Genomic DNA, 21,040 nt, shown 5'->3' on the forward strand with positions numbered 1-21,040 from the left:
AAGTCCCGACTGCCATCCGTTCGTGCACGGTGCGAGGATTCACGCATGGAAATCGATGAGAGGTGGCCCAAGCTGAGCGCGCCGGCACGCGAATGGCTCGTCGCTAACAACGGCGACGCCGTCTCTGAGGTGCTGTTGCGAGAGATAGCGTCGGTCGGGGGGGATGCGGCATCCGGAGGCTGGTGGGTGGGCGACACAGGACCCGAAGGATTCGTGCTGTCCGATCGCGCGATCGACTGGATCGAGGCAGCAGGAAACGGAGAGCACGCTAGCGACGATCGCGGAAGATGACAGGGTAGGTTGCGGCTGACACGATCCCCGCGATTGCTCCAGCGGTGGCCCCGACGGCCCACGATCCGGAGATCGCGTGGGTAGTGAGGATGATGACTGTCGTGCTGACGATGACGACACTGGCGAAGAGAATAACTCGCTCTTGCCCCTGGGCGTAAACGCGGCGCTTACGTGTTTTCATGACCTGGCTTTCTTTGTTGTGACGGTGGTGTCGTGTGCGAAGTGTGCAGGTGTGACCCAGGTGACGATGCCCAGAAGCGCGAGAACCAAACCGAGTTCCGCTGCGCCCGCGAAGAAGTAGAGGCCCTGCAACAGGCTGAACCCGCGCACGATCACGGTCTCGACCATGATCCAGATGATCATTGCGAACCCGGCGACGGCACTCCACAGCAGAGACGTCGGCCGCTGCCGCACAAGCAGGAACGCTGCGAGCGTGTGGGTGCCCCCGATGATCACGAAGAGAATCAGCGCGGGAAAGACGAACGACGAAAACGGACTGCCCGTCAATAGTGAATCGGGCATGCCCAGACCGTCGGTGATGAGCATCGCAATAGCTCCTCCGATCGCCGACACCGCAGAGAAGATGAGCACAATCTCAAGACTTCTTCGAGCGATCGTCGCGAGGGTGGTGGGTCGCACGGGGTGCCGTCAGTCGACGAGCAGATCGGACACGTCGCGCCGCATGGTCTGCGGATACTCGGCGGTGGGCATTCCGACCCTGACGATCATCTGGATGGTTCCACCGTCTGACGCATACTGCTGATGAACGGACGAATACAGTTCGGCCATCTCGGGGTATTCCTGGATCACCTGGCTGAGCGGCTGCATGACGAGGCCGACGCTGCGGGCTGTGAGCTCGAACCTGCTGTAGAGCATCCCCGCTTCGACCTGTTGCTGCCGGGTGTTCGCCGGAGTGGAGATGATGCCGTACGCGGGTGTTGCCGCCACCGCTGCCGTCGTCAGGTCGATCTGCCGCTGGGCTCCTACGTCGTCGCTGTTCATGGCGGGGATGAGGGTGATGAGCCCCTGGATCAGGTATTTCATCGGGCCGCTGGTGCCCTGGCCCTCCACGGAGAAGCCCCATCGTGATTCGTTCTTGAGGTACTCGTTCGAGCGGAACACGACATCCGATTCAGCGGTCGCCGCCGCCGATTCCGACTCGATGGTCGAGCCCTCGATGCTCAATGAGCCCAGCGCGTCGAGATCCTGTTGTGCCGTAAGGACCGAGAGAGACGCTTCTGAATCATTGTCCGGCCAGCTGTCGAGCCCCGCGAAAGCGCTGCGCTGATGCGAGGTGAGTGGCGCATCCGAATACGGGGCTCGGTTCGTGTCCGACCTGAACACCGACTCCCAGGTCGGTTGGGGAACGGATGCCGCGGAAGACAGTGTCACTCGGGCCACCGGCGTGCTGGCCATGCTCGCGACCAGGTTTGATTCGTCGAAGTCTCCGTCGGGAAAGAGCTCGATGGTGACCGGATGCCCGAGCTGGTCACCGGCGACTGTCACGTTCTGAAGGAACGTGCCCTGCGACACCATGACCTGCCGAGACAGTGGATCGACCGCTATCGAAAGGCGAGAGTCATCCGCGTAGAGGTAGAAGACGTCGGGGTCGGAATCGAGTGTGACGAGCCACGGCTGCATGTTGTGGCCGCTGGACGCCAGCAGGCCGGCGGAAACGAGCTGCACGCGTGGATCGTCGAACTTCTTGTGATAATCCGACGACCAGGGATCCAGGTAGCGCGACGGCGCGAACGCCCCGCCGACGGCGAACACCACTCCGGCCACCACCAGGAGCGACCCCAGTGCCGCGAGGGCGATGATCGTGATGCGGCGCCGAACCGGGTGCCGCCGCACGGCGGTCATCGTGGACCCGAGCCCGACGGCCCGAGCAGCGCCGAGACGATGGTGTGTGTCATTCCTCCATATTTGCTGGCGTCGCTGACGTGCCGTAGTGCCGAAAGTCCCCGTTCCTGGATCAGGTGACAGTGAGACCGTGCGCGAACCGGCGCCGCAGCATCCGTTCGCCCTCGCGAATGCCCAGGAACACTACGGCCGCCGCTGCGACGCACGCCCAGTCCACAATGCCCAGCGGCCCCGTTCCGAAGAATATCGCGATGATCGGCACGTAGACGATGGCGCACATGATGGCCACCGCGGCGAGGATCGCTACCCAGAACGCGCGATTAGAGAACTGGAACCTGGTGAAGAAGCCGTGCACGCTGCGACGCTGGATGATGCTCACGAGCTGGCAGACCATCACGGTGACGTAGGTGACCGTCATAGCGCGCACCAGAACGTCTGTCGGCACCTCCATCGTGAAAGGGTCTATGCCCGTGCGGGTGTAGAAGAGCAGGTAGTTCGCTATCGCCAGGCCACCGATGAGAGTACCGGCGATGAAGATATCCAGCATCGACCGCCGGTTGATGATGCGTGTCTTCGGGTCGCGCGGCGCGTTCTTCATCGTCTCGCCTTCCTCGCGGTCGCGCCCGAGGGCGGCGATCGGGAAGATCTCGCCGAGCAGGTCGATGGCGAGGATCTGCAGCACGTTGAGCGCGAGTGGCACGCCGAACAGGGAGGCGAGGGCGAGACTCGCCGAATTCACCACGAACTCGGCGATATTCGACGTGAGACAGCTCAGCACACCCTTGCGGATGTTCTGGTAGATCGTACGTCCCTGGCGCACCGCCCCCACCAGGCTCGCAAAACTGTCGTCGAGCAGCACCACCTCGGCGGCCTCCTTGGCGACGTCTGTGCCCGATGCGCCCATCGCGACCCCGATGCTGGCGTGCCGCAGGGCTGGCGCGTCGTTGATTCCGTCTCCAGTGACCGCGACGAGAAAGCCGGCGGTTCTGACCAGATCGACGATGCGCACTTTGTCCTCGGGCGCGACGCGGCTGAAGACCGTTCCGCCCCGCAACGCGTGCGCGAGCACCTGCGCGTCAGACAGCGTGGCGAGTTCGGCGCCGGTGACGACGGTCAGCGCGTCATCCTCATTGATCGCCATGGGATCGGACAGGCCAGCCTGCCGCGCGATCGCAATTGCGGTGAGCGAGAAGTCGCCGGTAACGATATTGACCTTCACGCCGGCTCCGAGCACGATAGCCATCGCGGCGGGCACCGCGGATCGAATGGGATCGATCATCGAGACCATTCCCAGCACCGTGAGATTCTTCTCGATGACGCCGATGTCGTCGCTGGAAGCCTCCGCGTCGCTGAGCACGCGGGTCGCGAAAAGCAGATTGCGCAGTGCCCTGCTCGCTTTCCCCTCGTGCAGGGCGAGCAGGTCTGCGCGGTCAGACGCGGTGATGGGGCGGATTCCTGCGCTCGTGTCGAGGTGAGTGGCGCGATCCAGGATGCTCTCCGGTGCGCCTTTCGAATAGGCGACGAACCCGCCACTGGAGTCGCGACGGATGGAGGTCATGACCTTGCGTGTTGAGTCGAATGGCAACTCGCCGACCTCGACGTGCTCCGATGCGGGCGACGCAGCATCAAGCCCGTACTTGCCCGCCACGACGAGCAGGGCACCCTCGGTGGGGTCACCGAAGACCCGCCAGGTAGTGACATCCCCGGCTGGCGGGACGAGCCTCGCGGTGCTGGCAAGAACCCCGACGGTGAGAAGCTGCTGCAGGCGAAGCGCCGATTCTCCGGTTGCTGCCACGGGTGTGAACGAGCCCACCGGCTCGTAGCCGATACCCGAGACGCCGTACGGCACTCCCGCCACGATCAGCTCGGTGACGGTCATCTCGTTCTTGGTGAGTGTGCCTGTCTTGTCGGTGCAGATCACGTGGGTAGCGCCGAGGGTTTCGACGGCACTGAGCTTCTTGACGAGCACGTGTCGCCGGGCGAGCATTGCCGCAGCAGAAGCAAGCGCCGTGTTGACCTCGGCTGGTAATCCCTGCGGTATCAGAGCGCAGGCGAATCCCACCGCGAACAGCAGCGCTACTGTGAGGGGCAGGTCAGACTGCACGGCGATGATGAGCACGACGATGGTAAGCACGGCGACGCCGTAGGTCACGTACTTCGCGATCCGTGCCATCTCGAGCTGCAGGGGGCTCGGAGTTGTCGGAGCGGTTTGACTGAGTTGGGCGATCCTGCCGAGCTCGGTGTCCATTCCCGTTGCTACCACCACACCGACGGCCGACCCGGTCGCGACCGTTGTCGCCGCGTAGGCCATATTGTGCCGCTCCGCCACAGGTACCTCGTGGGCGATGGCCCTGGCGTATTTGCGGGTTGGATCGCTTTCGCCGGTGAGCGCGAACTCGTTCGTGGCGAAGGCGACGGTCTCGATCAATCGCACGTCTGCGGGAACCGAGACGCCCTCGGTGAGCCGAACCACATCGCCCACGACAAGGGTGCGGGAGTCGATCTCGGCCAGAACCCCGTTTCGGTAGGTCTGGCTGGTCGGGGACTGCAGCTTCTTCAACGCATCCATGGTCTTCTCGGCGCGGTACTCCTGCAGAAATCCGATGAGTGTGTTGATGGCGACCAGTACGACGAGAACGATGGCGGTGCCGATGTCGCCGAGGAACGCGGTGACCGCTGCACTCGCAAGCAGAAGCACGATCATCGCATCCTTGAACTGTCTCAGATAACGGCGAAGCCACGACTCCCGCGTCAACTCGACAATCACGTTGCTGCCGAACTGCAGTCGGTGCTCGCTCGCGATGGCGTCAGAGAGCCCGGTGGTTGTGGTCTCGAATCTGGCGATGGTGCGCTCGACGGAATCCAGATACGCGGGAGCGGTCGCCGTGGTGCTCTGGTCCGGGGTCGCCCCGGCTGGTGGGGACGCCATGGCGCCAGCATACGGGGCGTGGTGAGCGGGGCCACTCCGGTGCTAACGTCAGCGTCAACGAAGGAGACAGCACATGGCCAAGACTGTTTACACCCCTGACCAGCAGATAAACCGCCTGCGGATCTACAACATCGTGGCGGGCAGCCTGCATCTGGTGCAGGCCATCGGGTTCGCGATCGTGCTGACGATGCTGAGCACGCAGGTGCTGTTCGCCGTGACCGCCGACTATCTGGCCGGGCCGCCCGGAGTGCCGATCCCTCCCGAGCGTGTCACGCTCTTCGAGGTGAACATCGGCGTCGGAGTCGTCGCCTTCCTCGCCCTCAGCGCATTCTTCCATTTCCTCATCTCCAGCCCATGGTTCTTCGGGCGCTACAAGGCCGGCCTGCTGCAGAACCGCAACTACTTCCGCTGGGTCGAATACTCCCTCAGCTCGTCGATCATGATCTGGCTCATCCTCGCGATCAACGGCGTGACAGACTTCGGAGCGTTCTTCGGCCTCTTCACCGCGAACGCCGCCATGATCCTGTTCGGGGCGCTGCAGGAGAAGTACGAGTCACCAGGATCCGGCGGCCTGGTCCCGTTCATCTTCGGGTCGATGGTCGGCATCGTGCCGTGGCTCGTCGTGTTGGTCTACTTCCTGCGTCCCGGCAGCGACAGCGAGACCGAGATCCCCGGCTTCGTCGTGGGGATCGTCATCTCCCTGTTCCTGTTCTTCAACACGTTCGCCATCAACCAGTGGCTGCAGTACAAGCAGGTCGGAAAGTGGAAGAGCTACCTTCAGGGCGAGCGCACGTACATCACCCTGAGCCTCGTCGCCAAGACCGCTCTCGCCTGGCAGGTGTTCTCCGGCGCGATCATCCCGGCACTCACCAGCTGAGCAGTGAGAGGAGGCTTCCGTGCCGCAGTCGTCGATGCCTCCTGAGGCACCGGTCTTTATCGCGCGAGACTTTTCTCCGATCCGCACTGAGCGGTTGCTTCTGCGAGCAATGACCCTGGACGACACGGATGCCGTGCACTCGTACATGTCAGATCCCGAGGTCTGCCGATACCTGCTGCACGAACCGCGCTCCCGCCAGATAGTGGCGGAAAAAATCGCCGAGTGGTCGATGTCGACGCGGCTCGCCGAAGTGGGCGACTATCTTCAATTGGCCCTCGAACTCCATGCAGCCGGGACGCATACCGGCAGGGTCATCGGCCACCTGTACTTCACCCTGAAGAGCATCGACGACCTCGCCGCGGAGATCGGCTGGACCCTGCACCCTGACTTCGAGGGCAGCGGATACGCCACCGAGGCTGCCGAATCGATGCTGGCCTACGCCTTTGGAGAGCTCGGACTCCATCGAGTGGTCGCCGAGCTGGATCCCCGCAATGCCGCATCCATTGCACTGTGCCGCCGACTGGGAATGCGGGAGGAGGCACTGTTCCGTGATGAGATGTGGCTCAAGGGCGAGTGGAGCGATACCGGGGTCTACGCGATCCTCCACGCCGAGTGGTCGTCCCGCCATCGCGACTAGCGCGCGTTACTGACGTGTCGTCAGCCCGCGAATGGATCGAGCCCGGTCGCCTCGACGGAGAGAGCCCAGAGGCGGTCGGCGGCATCCACATCGATGGCCCACTCCTTGACTCCACCGCTCGTGAGGTCAGCGTGATCGTTCGCCACAACCCCCTTGAGCGAGCAGTCCTCGGCGTAGATGCCGCCGCGGGTGAGCAGCTCCGTCGCGGTCGCGGCCCACAGCCCGGTCGACGCGCCCTCGGCTGCCGACTTGAACATCGGGTTCGGGTTGCCGTCGGCGTCGATCCACTGGCGCTGGATCAGTTCTTCGCGAGGCATGTTGCGCTGGAGGTCGGTCATGATCCCGCCGGGGTGCACGGAGAAGGCGTGGATGCCGCTGGCACTGGCCCGCGCATCGAGACCGACCGCGAACAGGGCGTTCGCGCTCTTCGCCTGGCCGTAGGCGACCCACGAGTCATACGGGGTCGTCTCGAAGTTGATGTCGTCGAACAACACGGGGGAGCGGTAGTGCCCGACCGAGGAGTACGACACCACGCGGGCGCCATCCTGAAGCAGTGACGCCAGCCCGGCGACGAGGGCGAAGTGCCCGAGGTGGTTGGTGCCGAACTGGAGCTCCCAGCCCTGCGCAGTGCGTTGCTCCGGGGTGGCCATGACGCCGGCAGCGTTGATCACGAGGCCAATGGATGTGCCAGCCTCGCGCATCTCGGCCGTGAACGCGGCGACCGACTCGAGGTCGCCCAGATCCATCGGCGCGACCCGAACTCCGGGCACGCCTGCCAGCGCCGCCTCGGCAGTCTCGGGCCGACGTGCCGGCACAACGACGGAGGCACCCGCCGCAGCCAGCGCTCTCACTGTCTCGAGACCGAGCCCTGAGTATCCGCCGGTGACGATGGCCGTCGTGCCGGTGAGATCACGGCCTGCGAGCACCTCGGTCGCGGTCGTACGGTAGCCGAACTCTGTGCTGAGCGGCTGTTGGCGAGCAATCATGTCCTGTGTGGTGGTCATCCCTCGATGCTAGAACCTGGAGTGCACTCGAGGTCAAGCGGCCGGGCCGCCTACGGCAGGGGACCGCGCCGCGCAACCACTCCGGCGAACAGGGCGTGCAGCAGTGGGACCACCGAGAAGGCCATCAGCACGGTTCCGAAGACGACATCGTCGGAGCGCAGGGTGATGCCGCCGATCAGCAGCACGCCGAACAACACGGCCGAGATCAGCTGCCTCACCATGCGCTCGAGGCCGCTGATGCGGCGGTCGAGCCGGGGTGTCTGCACCGCGATCCTGCCCTCGTCGATGCGGGTGGTGAGATCGTCGAGGCGATCAGGGAGGCGCGAGAGGGTGCTGGCGATCGTCATGGCCCGTTTCGCGACATCCTGAACGAGATTGACGCTTTCGCTTCGGATCAACTGGGCCGAGTACGGCTCGATCGCATCCCAGATGTTGAAGGCCGGGTTGAGGGAGCTCGACATGCCTGAGGTCATCGACATGGCGCGCACGATGAGCAGGAAGTTCTCGGGAAGCTGGAACGGCAGGGTGCGCACGAGGTCACCGAATTCGACGGCGAACGCGCGGAACTCGCGGGGGTCGACCTCCTGCAGCTCGGCGAAACCCATGCCGCCGAAGCGGGAGAACGCCGTGGTCATCGCACGTTCGAGTTCGGCCGTGTCGGCCGAGGGGAGCAACACTCCCACCCCGCGGATTCCGTCGACCATTCCCTTGCCGTCGCGGGAGGCGGCAGCGATGAGGAGGCTTCGCAGCCCCTTCCTCAGGGTGTCGGGAACCTCGCCCATCATTCCGAAGTCGATGAAGGTGAACTTCCAGGCGCGACCCATGCCATCCTCGTTGGGCAGAGGTGTGACGAAGATATTGCCGGGATGCGGGTCTGCGTGAAAGAAGCCGTGGAAGAACAGCTGATCGAACATGACGGCGGCAAACTCAGACGCGACGTCGTGCTGGTCGATCCCGGCGGCGCGCAGGGCGTCGATGTCGTTGATCTTGATCGCCGTGACATCCTGCGACGTCAGTACCCGACGGGTGGTGCGCTCCCAGACCAGCTCGGGGACGCTCACGCGAGGATCTCCCGCGAAGTTGCCGGCGAACCGTTCGCCGTTGGAAGCCTCGTGCAGGTAGTCGATCTCTTCCAGGCTCGTGGTCGCAAACTCCTCGAGCAGGGCGGGCATGTCTACCCGATCGTAGACCAGACGGATCCGGCTCAGCCACTGGGCGATGCGCCGCAGCGCCGCGAGGTCGACATCCACGATCTTGTCGATGCCCGGCCGCTGCACCTTGAGCACGACATCGCGCAAACCGGTGTCTGCCGCGTCGGCATCAGACAGCGTCGCGCGGTGGGCCTGGCCGAGGGATGCCGCGGCAAGCGGTGTGGGGTCGACGAACGAGAACGCGCGCTCGAGTGGCACCCCCAGCTGGGCTTCCGCGAAGACCTTGATCTGCGCGAACGGAACAGCGGGAACCTCATCCTGGAGCCCCTCGAGTTCTTTGGTGATCTCGGGCGGCAACACGTCGAGCCTGGACGACATGAACTGCCCGACCTTGATCATCAGGCCACCGAGCTCCACGGCGAGCACATGGAAGCGCTGCGCGATCTTCTTCAGTCGAGCGGGCCTCCCCCGTGCCACGAACGTCGAGAGTCCGAGCCGGGGGAGGAACAGTTCGTACCACCACGCCTGTGCCAGATAACGTGCCGCGAATCTCAAAATCCTGCGATAGCGGGCGCGCATGGCGCGGCTGTCGGTCATCTAATCTCCTTGGCGCGGCGGGGCCGCCGGCACCGGTTCAGTCCTGGGCGAGGATGGAGTAGAGCTTACGGCGAGCCTCGTCGAGAATCTTGACAGCCTGCTGCACCTGCTCCGGGGTTCCGGTCCGGCCCACCTGGGCTGCTGCCTGGGCGAGCTCGATGCCGGCCTTGGGCAGGGCTGAAGCGCGACCGCTGTCCCGCATTCCCTGGTCTTCCCAGGGTGCCTTGTGCTCGGCCGCGGCATCCGCCACGGCCTTGCCCTCGGGGGTCAGGGAGTATGTCTTTCGGCCGTTGGACTCCTCGGCGAGGATGAGTCCCTCGTCGGCGAGCAACTGCAGGGCCGGGTAGACCGAGCCGGGGCTGGGCTTCCAGGCGCCACCACTGCGCTCGCTGATTTCCTGGATGATCTGGTAGCCGTGCATCGGCTTTTCGGCGAGAAGCGACAGGACGGCGGCACGAACATCGCCGCGACCCATGCGGGTGCCGGCCTTCTGCTGGAACTGGCCGCGCATGTTTTCGAACCGCTCCCAGACGGCGTTCATGGGCCAGCTGTCGGCCTGGCCGTTGCGACGCCCCGGGAATCCTCCTCCGGGGAACCCGCCGCCAGAAAATGTGTCGTTGGGGAATGAACCACTCATGATGACCTCCTCGGTGTCGGCGCCCGGTCGGGCTCGACGATACTTAACGATATATCGTTCGCGGGGCCCCTGCTACTCTTCCACAGCCAGCTGCCAGCATTCCAGGCAGCGTCGTCCGCGTCCATTGGGGGGCCATGTCATCCAGGAAAGCACTCATTGTCCGAGGCGGCTGGGAAGGCCATCACCCGGTGGAATCCACCGATGCCTTCGTTCCCTTCCTCGAGGCGAACGATTTCGAGGTGACCATCGAGGAGTCGACGGCCGTGTATGCCGATGTCGAGACCATGGGCAGCACCGACCTCATCCTGCAGTGCATGACGATGTCGGAGATCGGCCCGGAGGAGTTCACTGGACTCCGCAACGCGGTGGCCCGGGGAACGGGACTCGCGGGGTGGCACGGGGGAATAGCCGACTCGTTCCGCAACACCTCGGACTACCTCCAGCTCGTCGGTGGGCAGTTTGCGACCCACCCCTCCGGGGAGCCCGGCCAGCTGGCTGGCGACGAGACCGACAACTTCCTGCGGCACACCATCGAGATCACCGACCTCGGCAAATCACACGAGATCACGGCCGGGATCGAGGATTTCGAGCTCGAGACCGAGCAGTACTGGGTGCTGCACGACGACCTCATCGACGTGCTCGCCACCACGACTCATCCTGCACGCGGCTACCAGCCCTGGCACCGGCCTGTGCATTCGCCCGCCGTCTGGACACGCCAGTGGGCCGACGGCCGGATCTTCGTGGCGACCCCCGGTCACAGTCTCGACGTGCTCGAGAACCCGAATGTGCGCCGCATCATCGAGCGCGGACTGCTCTGGTCGAGCCGCGCTGTCGCTTAGCCCCTAGCCCCTAGCCCCTGTCCGCTCAGCCCCGTCCACTCAGCCCCGTCCACTCAGTCGCGGTCAGATGCTGCGATGATCCCGCACGGCGGCTTCGAGTTCGACGAGCCCCGGCGCGATGGCCGCATCCACGGCAAGGGGGTCGCTGATGTTGAGCTGCTGCATGGCGCGCCGGCTCCGGGGTGCGGTGTTGATCTCGTGCTCGCCGGCCTCGAGCGCCGCCATCAGGTCGGCGATGACATCCTCACGGGAGCGGCGCTCCCAGCCGAGGTCTGCTCCGGCGTTCTGCGACCTCATCATCGCGGTGTCTGTCGCTCCCGGGTAGACGGTCGCGACGTGCACTCCTGTGCCGATCAGTTCGCGGCGCAGCGACTCGCCGAAGTGCGCGAGCCCTGCTTTTGTGGCCCCGTAGATCGAATAGAACGGCATGCCGACGAGCGCGATCCCGCTGGAGATGTTCAGGATGATGCTGCCGCGGCCCGCTCCGCTCTCGCGCAGTTCCGGCAGCAGCGCCTTGGTCAGGAGGATCGGGGCGGTGAGATTGAGTTCGAGCATCGAGCGAATGTCGGCGTCGGGGGTCAGCTCCAGCCGACCGGCGCGCACGTTGCCGGCGTTGTTGACGAGCAGATCCACCGAGTTCCAGGAAGCGACGGCGTCCGTGATCTGCTCGGTGGCGCCAGCCTGGGTGAGGTCGCAGGCGAGCACCTCGGACGTCCCACCCTCTGCCGCTACGAGTTCGGCCGTCTCAGCGAGAGTCTCTGGTGTGCGGCCCACGAGCAGCAGGTGACCGCCGCGACGCGCGAATTCGAGCGCCAGCGCAAGGCCGATTCCCTGCCCGGCGCCGGTGATGATTCCGCGACGATCGTTGAGGTCGAGTGGTGTGAGATCCATCGTGAGCTTCTTCCCGTGGGTTATTTTCAGCCCAACCGGTTGCTGCGCCGCATTATTTCGACCGGTGGGATCAGCCCGCGAATCCTTCTTCGAAATTCGCGATCGGGTCGTACCAGCCCTGGTCGATCACAAACGCCTGGAACTGCTTGTCCAGGCCCACGATCACGGCCACCCCGACAATCATGAGCAGGATCCCGACCACCCGACGGAACCATCCACTCGGCGATGAGAGCCAACCGAGTTTGCGCGCGAAAGCCTGCCCGAGGAAGGCGACGAGCAGCAGGGCGATGGCCAGTCCGGCGGCGTAGACGACGATGTAGAGCACGCCTTCGGCGAACGACACGGGCAGAATCGTCGCGAGAATGAGTGCGTATGTCGGCGAGCAACTGCTGAAGGTGGGCCCGAGCGCGGCTCCGAGCAGGATGTCGCCGCCGACGCCGCTCTTGCGGTACGACCTGTCGAGCGCGGCGTTCGCGCGATTCTGCAGGCCGGTGGCGATCATGAGGCGTTCCCACAGCGCGGGGAACACCAGCGTGAGACCGAATCCGATCAGGATGCCGCCCGCGATCACCTGCCACACGATCTGTGGAACGCCCAGCAGCGCGGTGGTGGCTTTCAGCAGCAGCGTGAACAGCACGACAGAGGCGGCGAGGCTGCCCGCGATGACGAGCGGGCGAAACCAGGTGCGGTCGGCGACCGTCACATTCGCATCGGTACGTACGATCGAGCCGCCGACGATCACCGGCAGCAGGGGAAGCACGCAGGGCGCCGCGATGGTCAGAATGCCCGCGACGAACGAGAGCAGCAGTAGGCCGGTCACGACGACTACAGCAGGGCGTCGACGACCGCTGCCAGGCGAAGATCTTCGGCGGGGACGAAGTTGCCGAGCCCCTCTCCTGCTGGGTCGACCTTCACGAAGGTGGTCTGCACCGTCACACCATACTTCTGTCTCAGATCCTGGTTGGTGTCATAGTCGACCTTAATGACCGTCACTCCAGCGGGTACACCCGAACTCAGGATGTCCGTCTCGAGTGACCTGCACGACGGGCACCACGGAGCGTGGAAAAAGAGAACAGTGTCGCCGGTCGCATCGGCGATCGCTGTGGGCGAGTAGTCGACATAGGCACCCTCGGCCTCTGAGGCGACCGTCGGCAGATCAGCTTCTTCGCGAGTGACCTGGTCAGGTGCCGTCGATTCAGTGGCCGTCGATTCGGTGGAGGATGTCGCGGAGTCGCTCCCCGTCGCGTCGTCGCCTCGGGTCACCCCATAGGCCACGAGTGAGCCTCCGATCAGCACGACGAGGCCGACGGTGACTGCTGCAAGTTTCTTGTTCACGAGACAACCGTGACATTCATGCCTGAGAAGCGGGTGAAATCGCCGTGGTTGTCATGGATTCGTAAGACCCTGCCTCTCCCAGCGAAGATACCCCTTGGGGGTATACGATCGAGGTGTGGAGACCGATCTGGAGCAACCCGCGAGCACCACCGTGCAGCACGCTGGCACGGCTCACGGTGACCACAGTGACCACGGCGGCCACGGCGGCCATTCCGACCATGTCGCCCAGTTCCGCCGGCTCTTCTGGATCATGCTGGTCATCGCCCTCCCGGTGGTCGTCTTCAGCCACATGATGGCGATGATCCTGAACTACACGCTGCCCGACCTGCCCTTCATCGCCTGGATCTCTCCGGTGCTCGGCACGGTCATGTTCGTGTGGGGTGGCCGCCCCTTCCTCACGGGAGCTGTATCAGAGCTGAAGTCGCGCACACCCGGGATGATGCTGCTCATCGCGCTCGCGATCTCTGTGGCGTTCCTCGCATCCTGGGGCGCCAGTCTCGGCCTGATCGATCGCCAGCTCGATTTCTGGTGGGAACTCGCACTGCTCGTCGTGATCATGCTGCTGGGCCACTGGATCGAGATGCGCTCACTCGCCCAGACCTCGTCGGCTCTCGACTCCCTGGCGGCACTGCTTCCGGATGAGGCCGAGCGGGTCGAGGGTGACACCATCGTCACGGTCTCGCCCTCAGAACTCATCGTCGGCGATGTCGTCGTCGTGCGACCGGGCGGCCGCGTGCCTGCCGACGGTGACGTGATCGAAGGAACCGCCGACGTCGACGAGTCGATGATCACGGGGGAGTCGCGCGCGGTCAGCAGGAGCATGGGCAGCCACGTCGTGGCTGGCACGGTGGCGACCGACAACGCTCTGCGCGTGCGGATCACCGCGATCGGCGATGACACTGCGCTGGCGGGCATCCAGCGACTGGTCACCGAAGCTCAGGGCTCCACCTCGCGCGCACAACGGCTCGCCGACACCGCAGCAGGGTGGCTGTTCTGGTTCGCCCTCGGCTCGGCCGCCATCACCGCAGTGGTGTGGATGCTCGTGGGATCGCCCAATGACGCGATCATCCGCACCGTGACGGTGCTCGTCATCGCGTGCCCCCATGCACTCGGGCTCGCCATTCCCCTGGTGGTGTCGATCGCGACAGAGCGTGCGGCGAAGGGCGGAGTGCTGATCAAGGATCGGCTCGCTCTCGAGGGGATGCGGACCGTCAGCTCCGTGCTCTTCGACAAGACCGGAACGCTCACCCGGGGCGAACCCGTGGTGTCGACGGTCGCGGTGACCGAGGGCGTCTCTGAGGCCGAGCTGCTGCAATGGGCGGCGTCGGTCGAGGGAGACAGCGAGCATCCGCTGGCCAGGGCGATCGTTGCGGCGGCCACCGCGCGCTCGCTCACCGTGGCTCGCGCGACGGACTTCCAGTCGTCCACCGCTGTCGGCGTCAGCGGCACGGTGGACGGAGCGAGTGTCAGCGTCGGCGGGCCCGGCATGCTCGACTCGCACGACGCCGCACCGCTGGCCGAGACCGAGGGCTGGGAGCGCGACGGGGAGATCATCCTGCACGTGCTGCGTGACGGCACCGTCATCGGCGCCATCGGGCTCTCCGACGAGATCAGGCCAGAGTCTCGGCAGGCCGTCGATGCCCTGCACGCCCTCGGCATCCAGGTCGTCATGATCACGGGCGATGCCGACGCCGTCGCGCAGACAGTGGCGACCGAGCTCGGAATCGATCGGGTCTTCGCTGGAGTGCGCCCCGAAGACAAGGCAGCGAAGGTCAGCGAGCTGCAGGCCGAGGGCCGAAAGGTCGCGATGGTCGGGGATGGCGTCAACGACGCGCCCGCACTCGCCCAGGCGGATGTCGGGATCGCGATCGGCGCAGGAACCGATGTGGCCATCGCCTCCGCCGGGGTCATCCTGGTGAGTGACGACCCGCGGTCGGTGCTGTCTGTGATTGAACTCTCCCGCAAGAGCTACGCGAAAATGAAGCAGAACCTGTGGTGGGCAGCTGGGTACAACCTGCTGTCGGTGCCGCTCGCCGCCGGTGTGCTCGCACCCATCGGATTCATCCTTCCGATGGCGGTGGGTGCACTGCTCATGTCAGCGTCCACGGTCGTGGTCGCTCTCAACGCCCAACTGCTGCGCCGGCTCGACCTCAGGGCCGAGTCGAGCACGGCAGCAATTCTCGACAGCCCCCGGGCGAACCCACGAAAGGCACAGTGATGGTCGGATACGCCAGCAATAAGGAACAACTGCTGACGCGGCTGCGTCGCGCAGAAGGTCAGGTGCGTGGCATCCACCGCATGGTCGAGGAAGACACGTACTGCATCGACGTGCTCACCCAGGTGTCTGCGGCGACGAAGGCTCTGGAGACCGTTGCGCTCGCGCTGCTCGAGGATCACCTCGCGCACTGCGTCGCCGAGGCGGCCCGCGAGGGCGGCGCCGTCGCCGACGAGAAGATCCGAGAAGCATCAGCCGCTATTGCCCGCCTCGTGCGGTCATGAGAAGGAGAAACACCATGAGCAACCCAGCGATCAGCGAGCACTTTCTGGTGGAAGGGATGACCTGCAACCACTGTGTGGCCAGCGTCACCGAGGAGGTCTCGGCCATCGAGGGTGTCGAGAGCGTCAGCGTCGACCTGGAGGTCGGCGGGGCATCCAGGGTCATCGTCACCAGCGACGCACCGATCCCCGTCGAGACGATTCTCGCGGCGATGAGCGAAGCAGGCTACCCGAAGGCGACCGTCGGGCGATGACGAACACCGAGGTGGACCTGGAAATCGGAGGCATGACCTGTGCCTCCTGTGCGACGCGGATCGAGCGCAAGCTGAACCGCATCGACGGGGTCACCGCCACGGTCAACTACGCCACCGAGAAGGCGCGCGTCACCTCCGGTGGAGTGGATGCGGCCGAGCTGATCGCCGCTGTCGAGGCGGCCGGGTACACCGCCGTCGAGCCTGTCGTTACCCCGCCGTCCGACGACCCCCCGGCGCCCCGGATCGATGCGGAGACCGCGGAGCTGCGGCACAGGCTCGTGATCTCGGCGGCTCTCGCCGTTCCCGTCGTGCTGCTCTCGATGATCCCCGCGCTGCAGTTCACGAACTGGCAGTGGCTCGCGCTGACCCTTACGGCGCCCGTCGTCGTCTGGGGCGCGTGGCCCTTCCATCGCGCGGCAGCGGTGAACCTGCGCCATGGCGCCACGACGATGGACACCCTCATCAGCGTCGGCGTGCTGGCCGCATTCGGCTGGTCCCTGTATGCGCTCTTCTTCGGGATGGCTGGCCAGCCCGGCATGCACATGTCCTTCAGTCTCTTCACACCGGGCGGATCCGGTACGGGCGAGATCTACCTCGAGGTCGCGGCTGCCGTGACGGTCTTCATCACCGCCGGTCGGTATCTCGAGGCCAGGGCGAAGAAGCAGTCAGGGGCGGCCCTGCGCGCGCTGCTCGAGCTGGGAGCGAAAGACGCGACCATGCTGCGGGATGGCAGCGAGTCACGTGTGGCAGCGGCATCCCTGGTCGTCGGTGACACGATCGTGGTGCGCCCCGGCGAAAAGATCGCCGCCGATGGACTCGTCACCGATGGCGTTTCAGCTGTCGACCTGAGCATGCTCACCGGTGAGTCGGCGCCGGTGGACGTCGGCCCCGGCGATCGCGTCGTCGGCGCAACGGTCAATGTCGGCGGGCGCCTCGTCGTCGAGGTGACGCGCGTCGGCGCTGACACGGAACTGTCGCGCATCGCCCGCATGGTCGAAGACGCCCAGAACGGCAAAGCCCAGGCCCAGAGGCTGGCGGATCGGGTCTCCGCGATCTTCGTCCCCGTCGTCATCGGGCTGTCGCTCGCGGCGTTCGCGGGCTGGCTCATCGCGGGCGGCTCCCTCGAGCAGGCATTCACGGCCGCCGTCGCCACCCTCATCATCGCGTGCCCGTGTGCTCTCGGCCTCGCGACCCCCACCGCGCTGCTCGTCGGCACCGGTCGGGGATCGCAACTGGGCATCATCATCCGTGGCCCGCAGGTGCTCGAACAGACGCGCACCGTCGACACGATCATCCTCGACAAGACCGGCACCATCACGAGCGGCACGATGACTGTGCAGTCGATGAAGGTAATGGCCGGCGCTGACCCCGACATGCTGCTCGCCATGGCCGCCGCCGTGGAGAACCCGTCCGAGCACCCTGTCGCACGCGCCATCGTGGACCACACCCGAACGGCGGGTGCCGACATCGCCGAAACCGAATCGTTCCAGTCGCACCCCGGCCACGGGGTGCAGGCGACGGTCGACGGGCACCTCGTGCTCGCCGGAACCCTGGGGTGGCTGGCCGAGTCCTGGTCCGTCGCCGTCGGGGACGACGCCCTCGCGCACGCTGGCTCCGAGGCGGCGCGCGGATGCACCGTGATCGCCGTCGCCTGGGATGGCGTGCTCCGCGGCATCCTGAGCGTGCGTGACACGGTCAAGCCGTCGAGCGCGCTCGCCGTCACCCGCCTTCGCGCCCTCGGCCTCACGCCGGTGCTGCTGACAGGGGACAACGCCGGGGCCGCAGCTGCCGTCGCCGGCGAGGTCGGGATCGAGAATGTGCGTGCCGGGGTGACACCCGGGGGCAAGCTCGAGGTCGTGCGCGAGTTGCAGGCTCAGGGTCACGTCGTGGCGATGGTCGGCGACGGCGTGAACGACTCCGCCGCCCTCGCGGCGGCCGACCTCGGCATCGCCATGGGTACGGGAACGGATGCGGCGATCTCGGCCAGCGACATCACCATCGTCAGCGGCGACCTGCTGGTTGTCGCCGATGCCGTCAGGCTCTCACGCCGCACCCTCGCCGTCATCAAGGGCAACCTGTTCTGGGCGTTCGCGTACAACGTGGCGGCGATTCCCCTCGCGATGCTGGGCCTGCTGAATCCGCTGCTCGCGGGTGCAGCGATGGCCCTGTCGTCGGTCTTCGTCGTGACCAACAGCCTCAGGCTTCGGCGGTTCAGGGCCGCAGGCGCGGGCTCGCGATGACGCTCCGGCGGCTGAGGGGTGCAGCCGAACCGCCACGGTTTCTCGGGCAAACGGTGATGCTGCTCGCCTTCGTCGGCGCTGTGCTCGTCGGGTTGCTCGCGATGCACACGATCGTGTCGGCGACGCCGGGGAACCATGACTCGTCGATGTCGATGACGTCGCCGATGGCTTCGAGCGTTCCATCGGGGATGGAGCATCATGCCGGGGCGCAGGGATTGCCGCCGAACGAGCTGACAGCCGGCGAGTGCGGCGGAGCCTGTGACCCCGGTCATGTCATGTCGGGCATGGCCTGTGTGCTCGCCCTGCTGTTCACGGGTGCGCTGCTGTTCCCGGTAGTGTCCCGCCGATGGCCGCCCACGCTTGCCACAGTGCCTGCCCTGACGGCTCAGGTCCTTCACACGGTGTGGCCGTCCAGGCCGCCCGACCTGACAGAACTCTCGATCAGCAGGACGTGATGTGGTGCGCAGGGCCGAAGGGCACTACCGCACACACTCCACCCACTACCTACAACTGATCGGACAACACTCATGTCAGCACTACGCTCCACCCTGGCCATCGTCGGCGTTCTCGCCGCGGCCCTCACCCTCTCCGCCTGCACTGCGAACGGCACGGGCGGGATGAACGACGACGAGTCGTCCTCCTCCTCCTCGGAGGAGAACTCGACCCCGTTCAACGATTCCGACGTCGCTTTCGCGATGATGATGGTGCCTCACCACGAGCAGGCCGTCGAGATGGTCGACATGATCCTGACCAAAGACGGGATCGACGCGAAGGTCATCGACATCGCGACCAGGATCAAGGCCGCCCAGGAGCCTGAGATCATCGAGCTCTCGGACTGGCTGGACGCCTGGGGCAGCCCGATGGGCTCGATGTCGGGAATGTCCGGTATGGGCGGCGGCATGATGTCCGACGACGACATGGACCGGCTGGATGCCGCGACCGGCGTCGAGGCGTCGAGGCTGTTCCTCAAGCAGATGACCACCCACCACGAGGGCGCCATCGTCATGGCCGAGTCGGAAATCGAGGGTGGAGAGAACCCCGCCGCGATCTCCCTCGCCGAGGACATCGCCTCCAGCCAGAAGGCCGAGATCTCTGAGATGGCCGACATCCTCCGTTCTCTGGAGTAGCGGCCGCTCTGGTAATCGGCCCCCGATCGGACCGGGCGCGCCCACCATTTCACGGTGGGCTCGCCCGGTTCGCGTGTCGGGGCTCGCCGATAGGCGGAGAATGGGGCGCATGCGCATCCACCCCTTCGAGGAGCTCGACTGGCAACAGACCGCGATGGGCGACCTCACGCTTCGGCGTCGCACCGACGCGGCGCTCGGGGTGGAGATCTTCGAGGTGAAGCTCGGCGAGGAGTACCTCATGTCGAGTCTGTTCACCGTCGCGGAGGAGGAACTTGCGACTCTGGGGCTCGCCGCCGTCGAGGGTGACCTACTGGAGGTGCTCGTGGGTGGCCTCGGTCTCGGCTACACCGCTATCGCTGCCCTCCGCGACTCCCGGGTCAGCACCATGACGGTCATCGACACGATGCCGGCCGTGATCGACTGGCACCAGCGAGGGCTGCTTCCGGTCTCGAGCGAGCTCACGAGCGATCCGCGGACGAGCCTCGTTCTCGACGACTTCTTCGCCGTGATGCGGCGCGAGCCCGAAGCAGCGGACCCCCGCTACGACGCCATCCTGCTGGATGTGGATCACTCACCGCGGCACCAGCTCGATCCGAGCCACGCCGACCTGTACACCGAGCAGGGGCTCTTCGCGCTCAGCCGCCACCTTAAGCCCTCGGGGGTGTTCGCGCTGTGGTCGGATGATCCGCCCGACCAGGAGTTCATGGCGATGATGGCTCTCGTCTTCGCCGAGCCCGCGGCGCACGTCGTCGACTTCGACAACCCGCTCACCGGCGGCGTATCGTCGAACACGGTCTACGTCGCCCATACCTGATTACCTGACTCGTCAGGGGTCAGTTAACAACCCGAAGCTCACTCCGGTGCCGGCGATGCGAAGGACTCGCTTGAGAACGCGCACTTAGCAGGTAGCAAGTAGCGGACAACCCCCGGTCAAGGCCAACGTGAACGCGTAAGCCGCGCTGGCTGCGCTGTTAACGCCGATTGAAAGCAGGGCCACCGACCCGTATGGAAGGTGATCAACACGGACGATTGGGCGAAAATACGCCAACTGTTTTCAACGGGCGAGCATTCAAAGCGGGGGTGCGGCTGATTCGTCGGCACCTCACTCACATCTCCGTCGACGCCATCGACCCGGCGAGCGACGAGGTCACCCGGGCGATGCAACTGAACGCCTTCATCGTCGGATGGGGGGCATTTGAGAAAACGGAGCTCAGAGTACGTTAGGGCGCTTCCTCAGCGTTCGGTGGCGGGGATCCACCGGTAGAGCGTGGGGATCGAGACGCCGATGTTGTGGGCCACGTCAGCGGCGGACGTGCCTTGGGCGAACAGCTGCCGAGCGGCGGCGATCTTGCGGTCCGTCATGATTCTTTTCCGGCCTGGCGGGCGCCCGTTCTTGCGGGCGGCTTCGAGGCCGGCGCGGGTTCGTTCCATGGTGAGTTCCCGTTCCATCTGTGCAAGGGACGCCATGACGTGGAAGAAGAACCGGCCGGCCGGGGTGGTCGTGTCGATCTGGTCGGTGAGGGAACGGAACCCGACCCCTGCCTCGTGGAGTTGCTCGGTGAAGGCGATGAGGTTCTTCACGCTCCGGCCGAGGCGGTCGAGTTTCCAGACGACGAGGGTGTCGCCGTCGCGAAGCTGCTCGAGTGCTTTGTCCAGTCCCGGTCGGGAGGCTTTGGCGCCGCTGATGACATCGGTGAAGGTTTTCTCGCAGCCGGCGGCTTTCAAGGCGTCGTGTTGCAGGTCGAGGTTCTGGTCGCTGGTCGAAACACGGGCGTAGCCGATGAGCATGAGGGTCCTCGTGGTGGGTTCTCGGTATCCGTCGAATCCCGGATGATGCAAGAATACCGTTCTGAGAAGTGTTTGTGAGAGAGC

At 65.4% G+C, this 21,040-nt stretch carries 22 protein-coding genes; 11 read left to right on the forward strand and 11 right to left on the reverse strand.

All coding sequences use genetic code 11. From position 1 onward, the window contains the following. Positions 1-45: 45 nt before the first annotated feature. A complete protein-coding gene (locus tag IWX81_RS14005) occupies positions 46-291 on the forward strand; it encodes a hypothetical protein (RefSeq protein WP_199281952.1) in 246 nt (81 codons plus the stop codon). On the opposite strand, the gene IWX81_RS14010 is transcribed toward IWX81_RS14005, so the two are convergent. The 4 genes from IWX81_RS14010 to IWX81_RS14025 form a co-directional block, all read right to left on the reverse strand. Continuing rightward, the gene (locus IWX81_RS14010; protein WP_199281953.1) at positions 269-472 is read right to left on the reverse strand and encodes a hypothetical protein; all 204 of its coding nucleotides are present in this window, start codon (positions 470-472) and stop codon (positions 269-271) included. The genes IWX81_RS14005 and IWX81_RS14010 overlap by 23 nt on opposite strands. Then, a complete protein-coding gene (locus tag IWX81_RS14015; RefSeq protein WP_199281954.1) occupies positions 469-930 on the reverse strand; it encodes a hypothetical protein in 462 nt (153 codons plus the stop codon). Before IWX81_RS14015 ends, IWX81_RS14010 begins: the two co-directional genes overlap by 4 nt. Before the next feature lie 9 nt (positions 931-939). Then, positions 940-2,154, reverse strand: a complete 1,215-nt coding sequence (locus IWX81_RS14020) for an Acg family FMN-binding oxidoreductase (protein WP_199281955.1) — start codon at positions 2,152-2,154, stop codon at positions 940-942. Between the two features lie 112 nt (positions 2,155-2,266). Further along, positions 2,267-5,083: a cation-translocating P-type ATPase gene (locus IWX81_RS14025; protein WP_199281956.1), complete on the reverse strand. Its 2,817-nt coding sequence runs from the start codon at positions 5,081-5,083 to the stop codon at positions 2,267-2,269. 73 nt (positions 5,084-5,156) lie between these two features. On the opposite strand from IWX81_RS14025, the gene heR reads away from it, so the two are divergent. Beyond that, the gene (heR, locus tag IWX81_RS14030) at positions 5,157-5,960 is read left to right on the forward strand and encodes a heliorhodopsin HeR (RefSeq protein ID WP_199281957.1); all 804 of its coding nucleotides are present in this window, start codon (positions 5,157-5,159) and stop codon (positions 5,958-5,960) included. Between the two features lie 34 nt (positions 5,961-5,994). Continuing rightward, a complete protein-coding gene (locus IWX81_RS14035) occupies positions 5,995-6,597 on the forward strand; it encodes a GNAT family N-acetyltransferase (RefSeq protein WP_199282011.1) in 603 nt (200 codons plus the stop codon). 20 nt (positions 6,598-6,617) lie between these two features. On the opposite strand, the gene IWX81_RS14040 is transcribed toward IWX81_RS14035, so the two are convergent. Genes IWX81_RS14040 through IWX81_RS14050 form a run of 3 tightly spaced genes read right to left on the reverse strand, consistent with a single transcriptional unit; the run spans position 6,618 to position 9,986 of the window. After that, positions 6,618-7,601: an oxidoreductase gene (locus IWX81_RS14040; RefSeq protein ID WP_199281958.1), complete on the reverse strand. Its 984-nt coding sequence runs from the start codon at positions 7,599-7,601 to the stop codon at positions 6,618-6,620. Between the two features lie 50 nt (positions 7,602-7,651). Then, positions 7,652-9,349, reverse strand: coding sequence for an ABC1 kinase family protein (locus IWX81_RS14045; protein WP_199281959.1), 1,698 nt, complete (start codon positions 9,347-9,349; stop codon positions 7,652-7,654). Positions 9,350-9,386: 37 nt separating this feature from the next. Beyond that, entirely contained in the window at positions 9,387-9,986 is a 600-nt protein-coding gene (locus IWX81_RS14050) for a PadR family transcriptional regulator (RefSeq protein WP_199281960.1), read from the reverse strand. Between the two features lie 134 nt (positions 9,987-10,120). Here IWX81_RS14050 and IWX81_RS14055 point away from each other — a divergent pair, with 134 nt between their 5' ends. Then, the gene (locus IWX81_RS14055; RefSeq protein WP_199281961.1) at positions 10,121-10,825 is read left to right on the forward strand and encodes a ThuA domain-containing protein; all 705 of its coding nucleotides are present in this window, start codon (positions 10,121-10,123) and stop codon (positions 10,823-10,825) included. A 63-nt stretch (positions 10,826-10,888) separates the two neighbouring features. Here the strand turns inward: IWX81_RS14055 and IWX81_RS14060 are convergent, their stop codons facing one another. The 3 genes from IWX81_RS14060 to IWX81_RS14070 all read right to left on the reverse strand — a co-directional run bounded on the left by IWX81_RS14060 (position 10,889) and on the right by IWX81_RS14070 (position 13,051). Next, positions 10,889-11,716 carry an SDR family NAD(P)-dependent oxidoreductase gene (locus tag IWX81_RS14060; RefSeq protein ID WP_199281962.1) on the reverse strand — a complete coding sequence of 276 codons (828 nt, stop codon included), beginning with the start codon at positions 11,714-11,716 and terminating at the stop codon, positions 10,889-10,891. Between the two features lie 70 nt (positions 11,717-11,786). Then, the gene (locus tag IWX81_RS14065) at positions 11,787-12,536 is read right to left on the reverse strand and encodes a cytochrome c biogenesis CcdA family protein (RefSeq protein WP_199281963.1); all 750 of its coding nucleotides are present in this window, start codon (positions 12,534-12,536) and stop codon (positions 11,787-11,789) included. 5 nt (positions 12,537-12,541) lie between these two features. Then, on the reverse strand, positions 12,542-13,051 hold the full coding sequence (locus tag IWX81_RS14070; RefSeq protein ID WP_199281964.1) for a thioredoxin family protein: 510 nt from the start codon (positions 13,049-13,051) through the stop codon (positions 12,542-12,544). 115 nt (positions 13,052-13,166) lie between these two features. On the opposite strand from IWX81_RS14070, the gene IWX81_RS14075 reads away from it, so the two are divergent. From IWX81_RS14075 to IWX81_RS14105, 7 genes are all read left to right on the forward strand, one after another. Beyond that, the gene (locus tag IWX81_RS14075) at positions 13,167-15,269 is read left to right on the forward strand and encodes a heavy metal translocating P-type ATPase (RefSeq protein ID WP_442977809.1); all 2,103 of its coding nucleotides are present in this window, start codon (positions 13,167-13,169) and stop codon (positions 15,267-15,269) included. Then, positions 15,269-15,550 (forward strand): metal-sensitive transcriptional regulator, encoded by a 282-nt coding sequence (locus tag IWX81_RS14080; RefSeq protein ID WP_199281965.1) that lies wholly within the window; start codon positions 15,269-15,271, stop codon positions 15,548-15,550. The genes IWX81_RS14075 and IWX81_RS14080 overlap by 1 nt, the downstream gene beginning before the upstream one ends. Positions 15,551-15,564: 14 nt before the next feature. Beyond that, positions 15,565-15,801: a heavy-metal-associated domain-containing protein gene (locus IWX81_RS14085; RefSeq protein ID WP_199281966.1), complete on the forward strand. Its 237-nt coding sequence runs from the start codon at positions 15,565-15,567 to the stop codon at positions 15,799-15,801. After that, the gene (locus IWX81_RS14090; protein ID WP_199281967.1) at positions 15,798-18,041 is read left to right on the forward strand and encodes a heavy metal translocating P-type ATPase; all 2,244 of its coding nucleotides are present in this window, start codon (positions 15,798-15,800) and stop codon (positions 18,039-18,041) included. The genes IWX81_RS14085 and IWX81_RS14090 overlap by 4 nt, the downstream gene beginning before the upstream one ends. 56 nt (positions 18,042-18,097) lie before the next feature. Beyond that, positions 18,098-18,496: a DUF6153 family protein gene (locus IWX81_RS14095; RefSeq protein WP_199281968.1), complete on the forward strand. Its 399-nt coding sequence runs from the start codon at positions 18,098-18,100 to the stop codon at positions 18,494-18,496. A gap of 72 nt (positions 18,497-18,568) precedes the next feature. Beyond that, entirely contained in the window at positions 18,569-19,168 is a 600-nt protein-coding gene (locus IWX81_RS14100) for a DUF305 domain-containing protein (RefSeq protein WP_199281969.1), read from the forward strand. Between the two features lie 109 nt (positions 19,169-19,277). After that, on the forward strand, positions 19,278-19,982 hold the full coding sequence (locus IWX81_RS14105) for a spermidine synthase (protein WP_199281970.1): 705 nt from the start codon (positions 19,278-19,280) through the stop codon (positions 19,980-19,982). A 419-nt stretch (positions 19,983-20,401) separates the two neighbouring features. Here the strand turns inward: IWX81_RS14105 and IWX81_RS14110 are convergent, their stop codons facing one another. Beyond that, positions 20,402-21,007: a recombinase family protein gene (locus IWX81_RS14110; RefSeq protein ID WP_442977810.1), complete on the reverse strand. Its 606-nt coding sequence runs from the start codon at positions 21,005-21,007 to the stop codon at positions 20,402-20,404. Positions 21,008-21,040: the final 33 nt, after the last annotated feature.

Origin of the sequence: Salinibacterium sp. CAN_S4 (assembly GCF_015752305.1) — a bacterium.
Lineage (GTDB): Bacteria > Actinomycetota > Actinomycetes > Actinomycetales > Microbacteriaceae > Rhodoglobus.

Excerpts from the sequence above, each read along its gene's own strand:
- IWX81_RS14100 (WP_199281969.1), top strand. The coding sequence starts at position 18,569 with ATGTCAGCACTACGCTCCACCCTGGCCATCGTCGGCGTTCTCGCCGCG.
- IWX81_RS14040 (WP_199281958.1), bottom strand. The coding sequence starts at position 7,601 with ATGACCACCACACAGGACATGATTGCTCGCCAACAGCCGCTCAGCACA.
- IWX81_RS14060 (WP_199281962.1), bottom strand. The coding sequence starts at position 11,716 with ATGGATCTCACACCACTCGACCTCAACGATCGTCGCGGAATCATCACC.
- IWX81_RS14055 (WP_199281961.1), top strand. The coding sequence starts at position 10,121 with ATGTCATCCAGGAAAGCACTCATTGTCCGAGGCGGCTGGGAAGGCCAT.
- IWX81_RS14045 (WP_199281959.1), bottom strand. The coding sequence starts at position 9,349 with ATGACCGACAGCCGCGCCATGCGCGCCCGCTATCGCAGGATTTTGAGA.
- heR (WP_199281957.1), top strand. The coding sequence starts at position 5,157 with ATGGCCAAGACTGTTTACACCCCTGACCAGCAGATAAACCGCCTGCGG.
- IWX81_RS14005 (WP_199281952.1), top strand. The coding sequence starts at position 46 with ATGGAAATCGATGAGAGGTGGCCCAAGCTGAGCGCGCCGGCACGCGAA.
- IWX81_RS14025 (WP_199281956.1), bottom strand. The coding sequence starts at position 5,083 with ATGGCGTCCCCACCAGCCGGGGCGACCCCGGACCAGAGCACCACGGCG.
- IWX81_RS14090 (WP_199281967.1), top strand. The coding sequence starts at position 15,798 with ATGACGAACACCGAGGTGGACCTGGAAATCGGAGGCATGACCTGTGCC.
- IWX81_RS14095 (WP_199281968.1), top strand. The coding sequence starts at position 18,098 with ATGCTGCTCGCCTTCGTCGGCGCTGTGCTCGTCGGGTTGCTCGCGATG.
- IWX81_RS14035 (WP_199282011.1), top strand. The coding sequence starts at position 5,995 with ATGCCTCCTGAGGCACCGGTCTTTATCGCGCGAGACTTTTCTCCGATC.
- IWX81_RS14020 (WP_199281955.1), bottom strand. The coding sequence starts at position 2,154 with ATGACCGCCGTGCGGCGGCACCCGGTTCGGCGCCGCATCACGATCATC.
- IWX81_RS14010 (WP_199281953.1), bottom strand. The coding sequence starts at position 472 with ATGAAAACACGTAAGCGCCGCGTTTACGCCCAGGGGCAAGAGCGAGTT.
- IWX81_RS14105 (WP_199281970.1), top strand. The coding sequence starts at position 19,278 with ATGCGCATCCACCCCTTCGAGGAGCTCGACTGGCAACAGACCGCGATG.
- IWX81_RS14080 (WP_199281965.1), top strand. The coding sequence starts at position 15,269 with ATGGTCGGATACGCCAGCAATAAGGAACAACTGCTGACGCGGCTGCGT.
- IWX81_RS14050 (WP_199281960.1), bottom strand. The coding sequence starts at position 9,986 with ATGAGTGGTTCATTCCCCAACGACACATTTTCTGGCGGCGGGTTCCCC.
- IWX81_RS14085 (WP_199281966.1), top strand. The coding sequence starts at position 15,565 with ATGAGCAACCCAGCGATCAGCGAGCACTTTCTGGTGGAAGGGATGACC.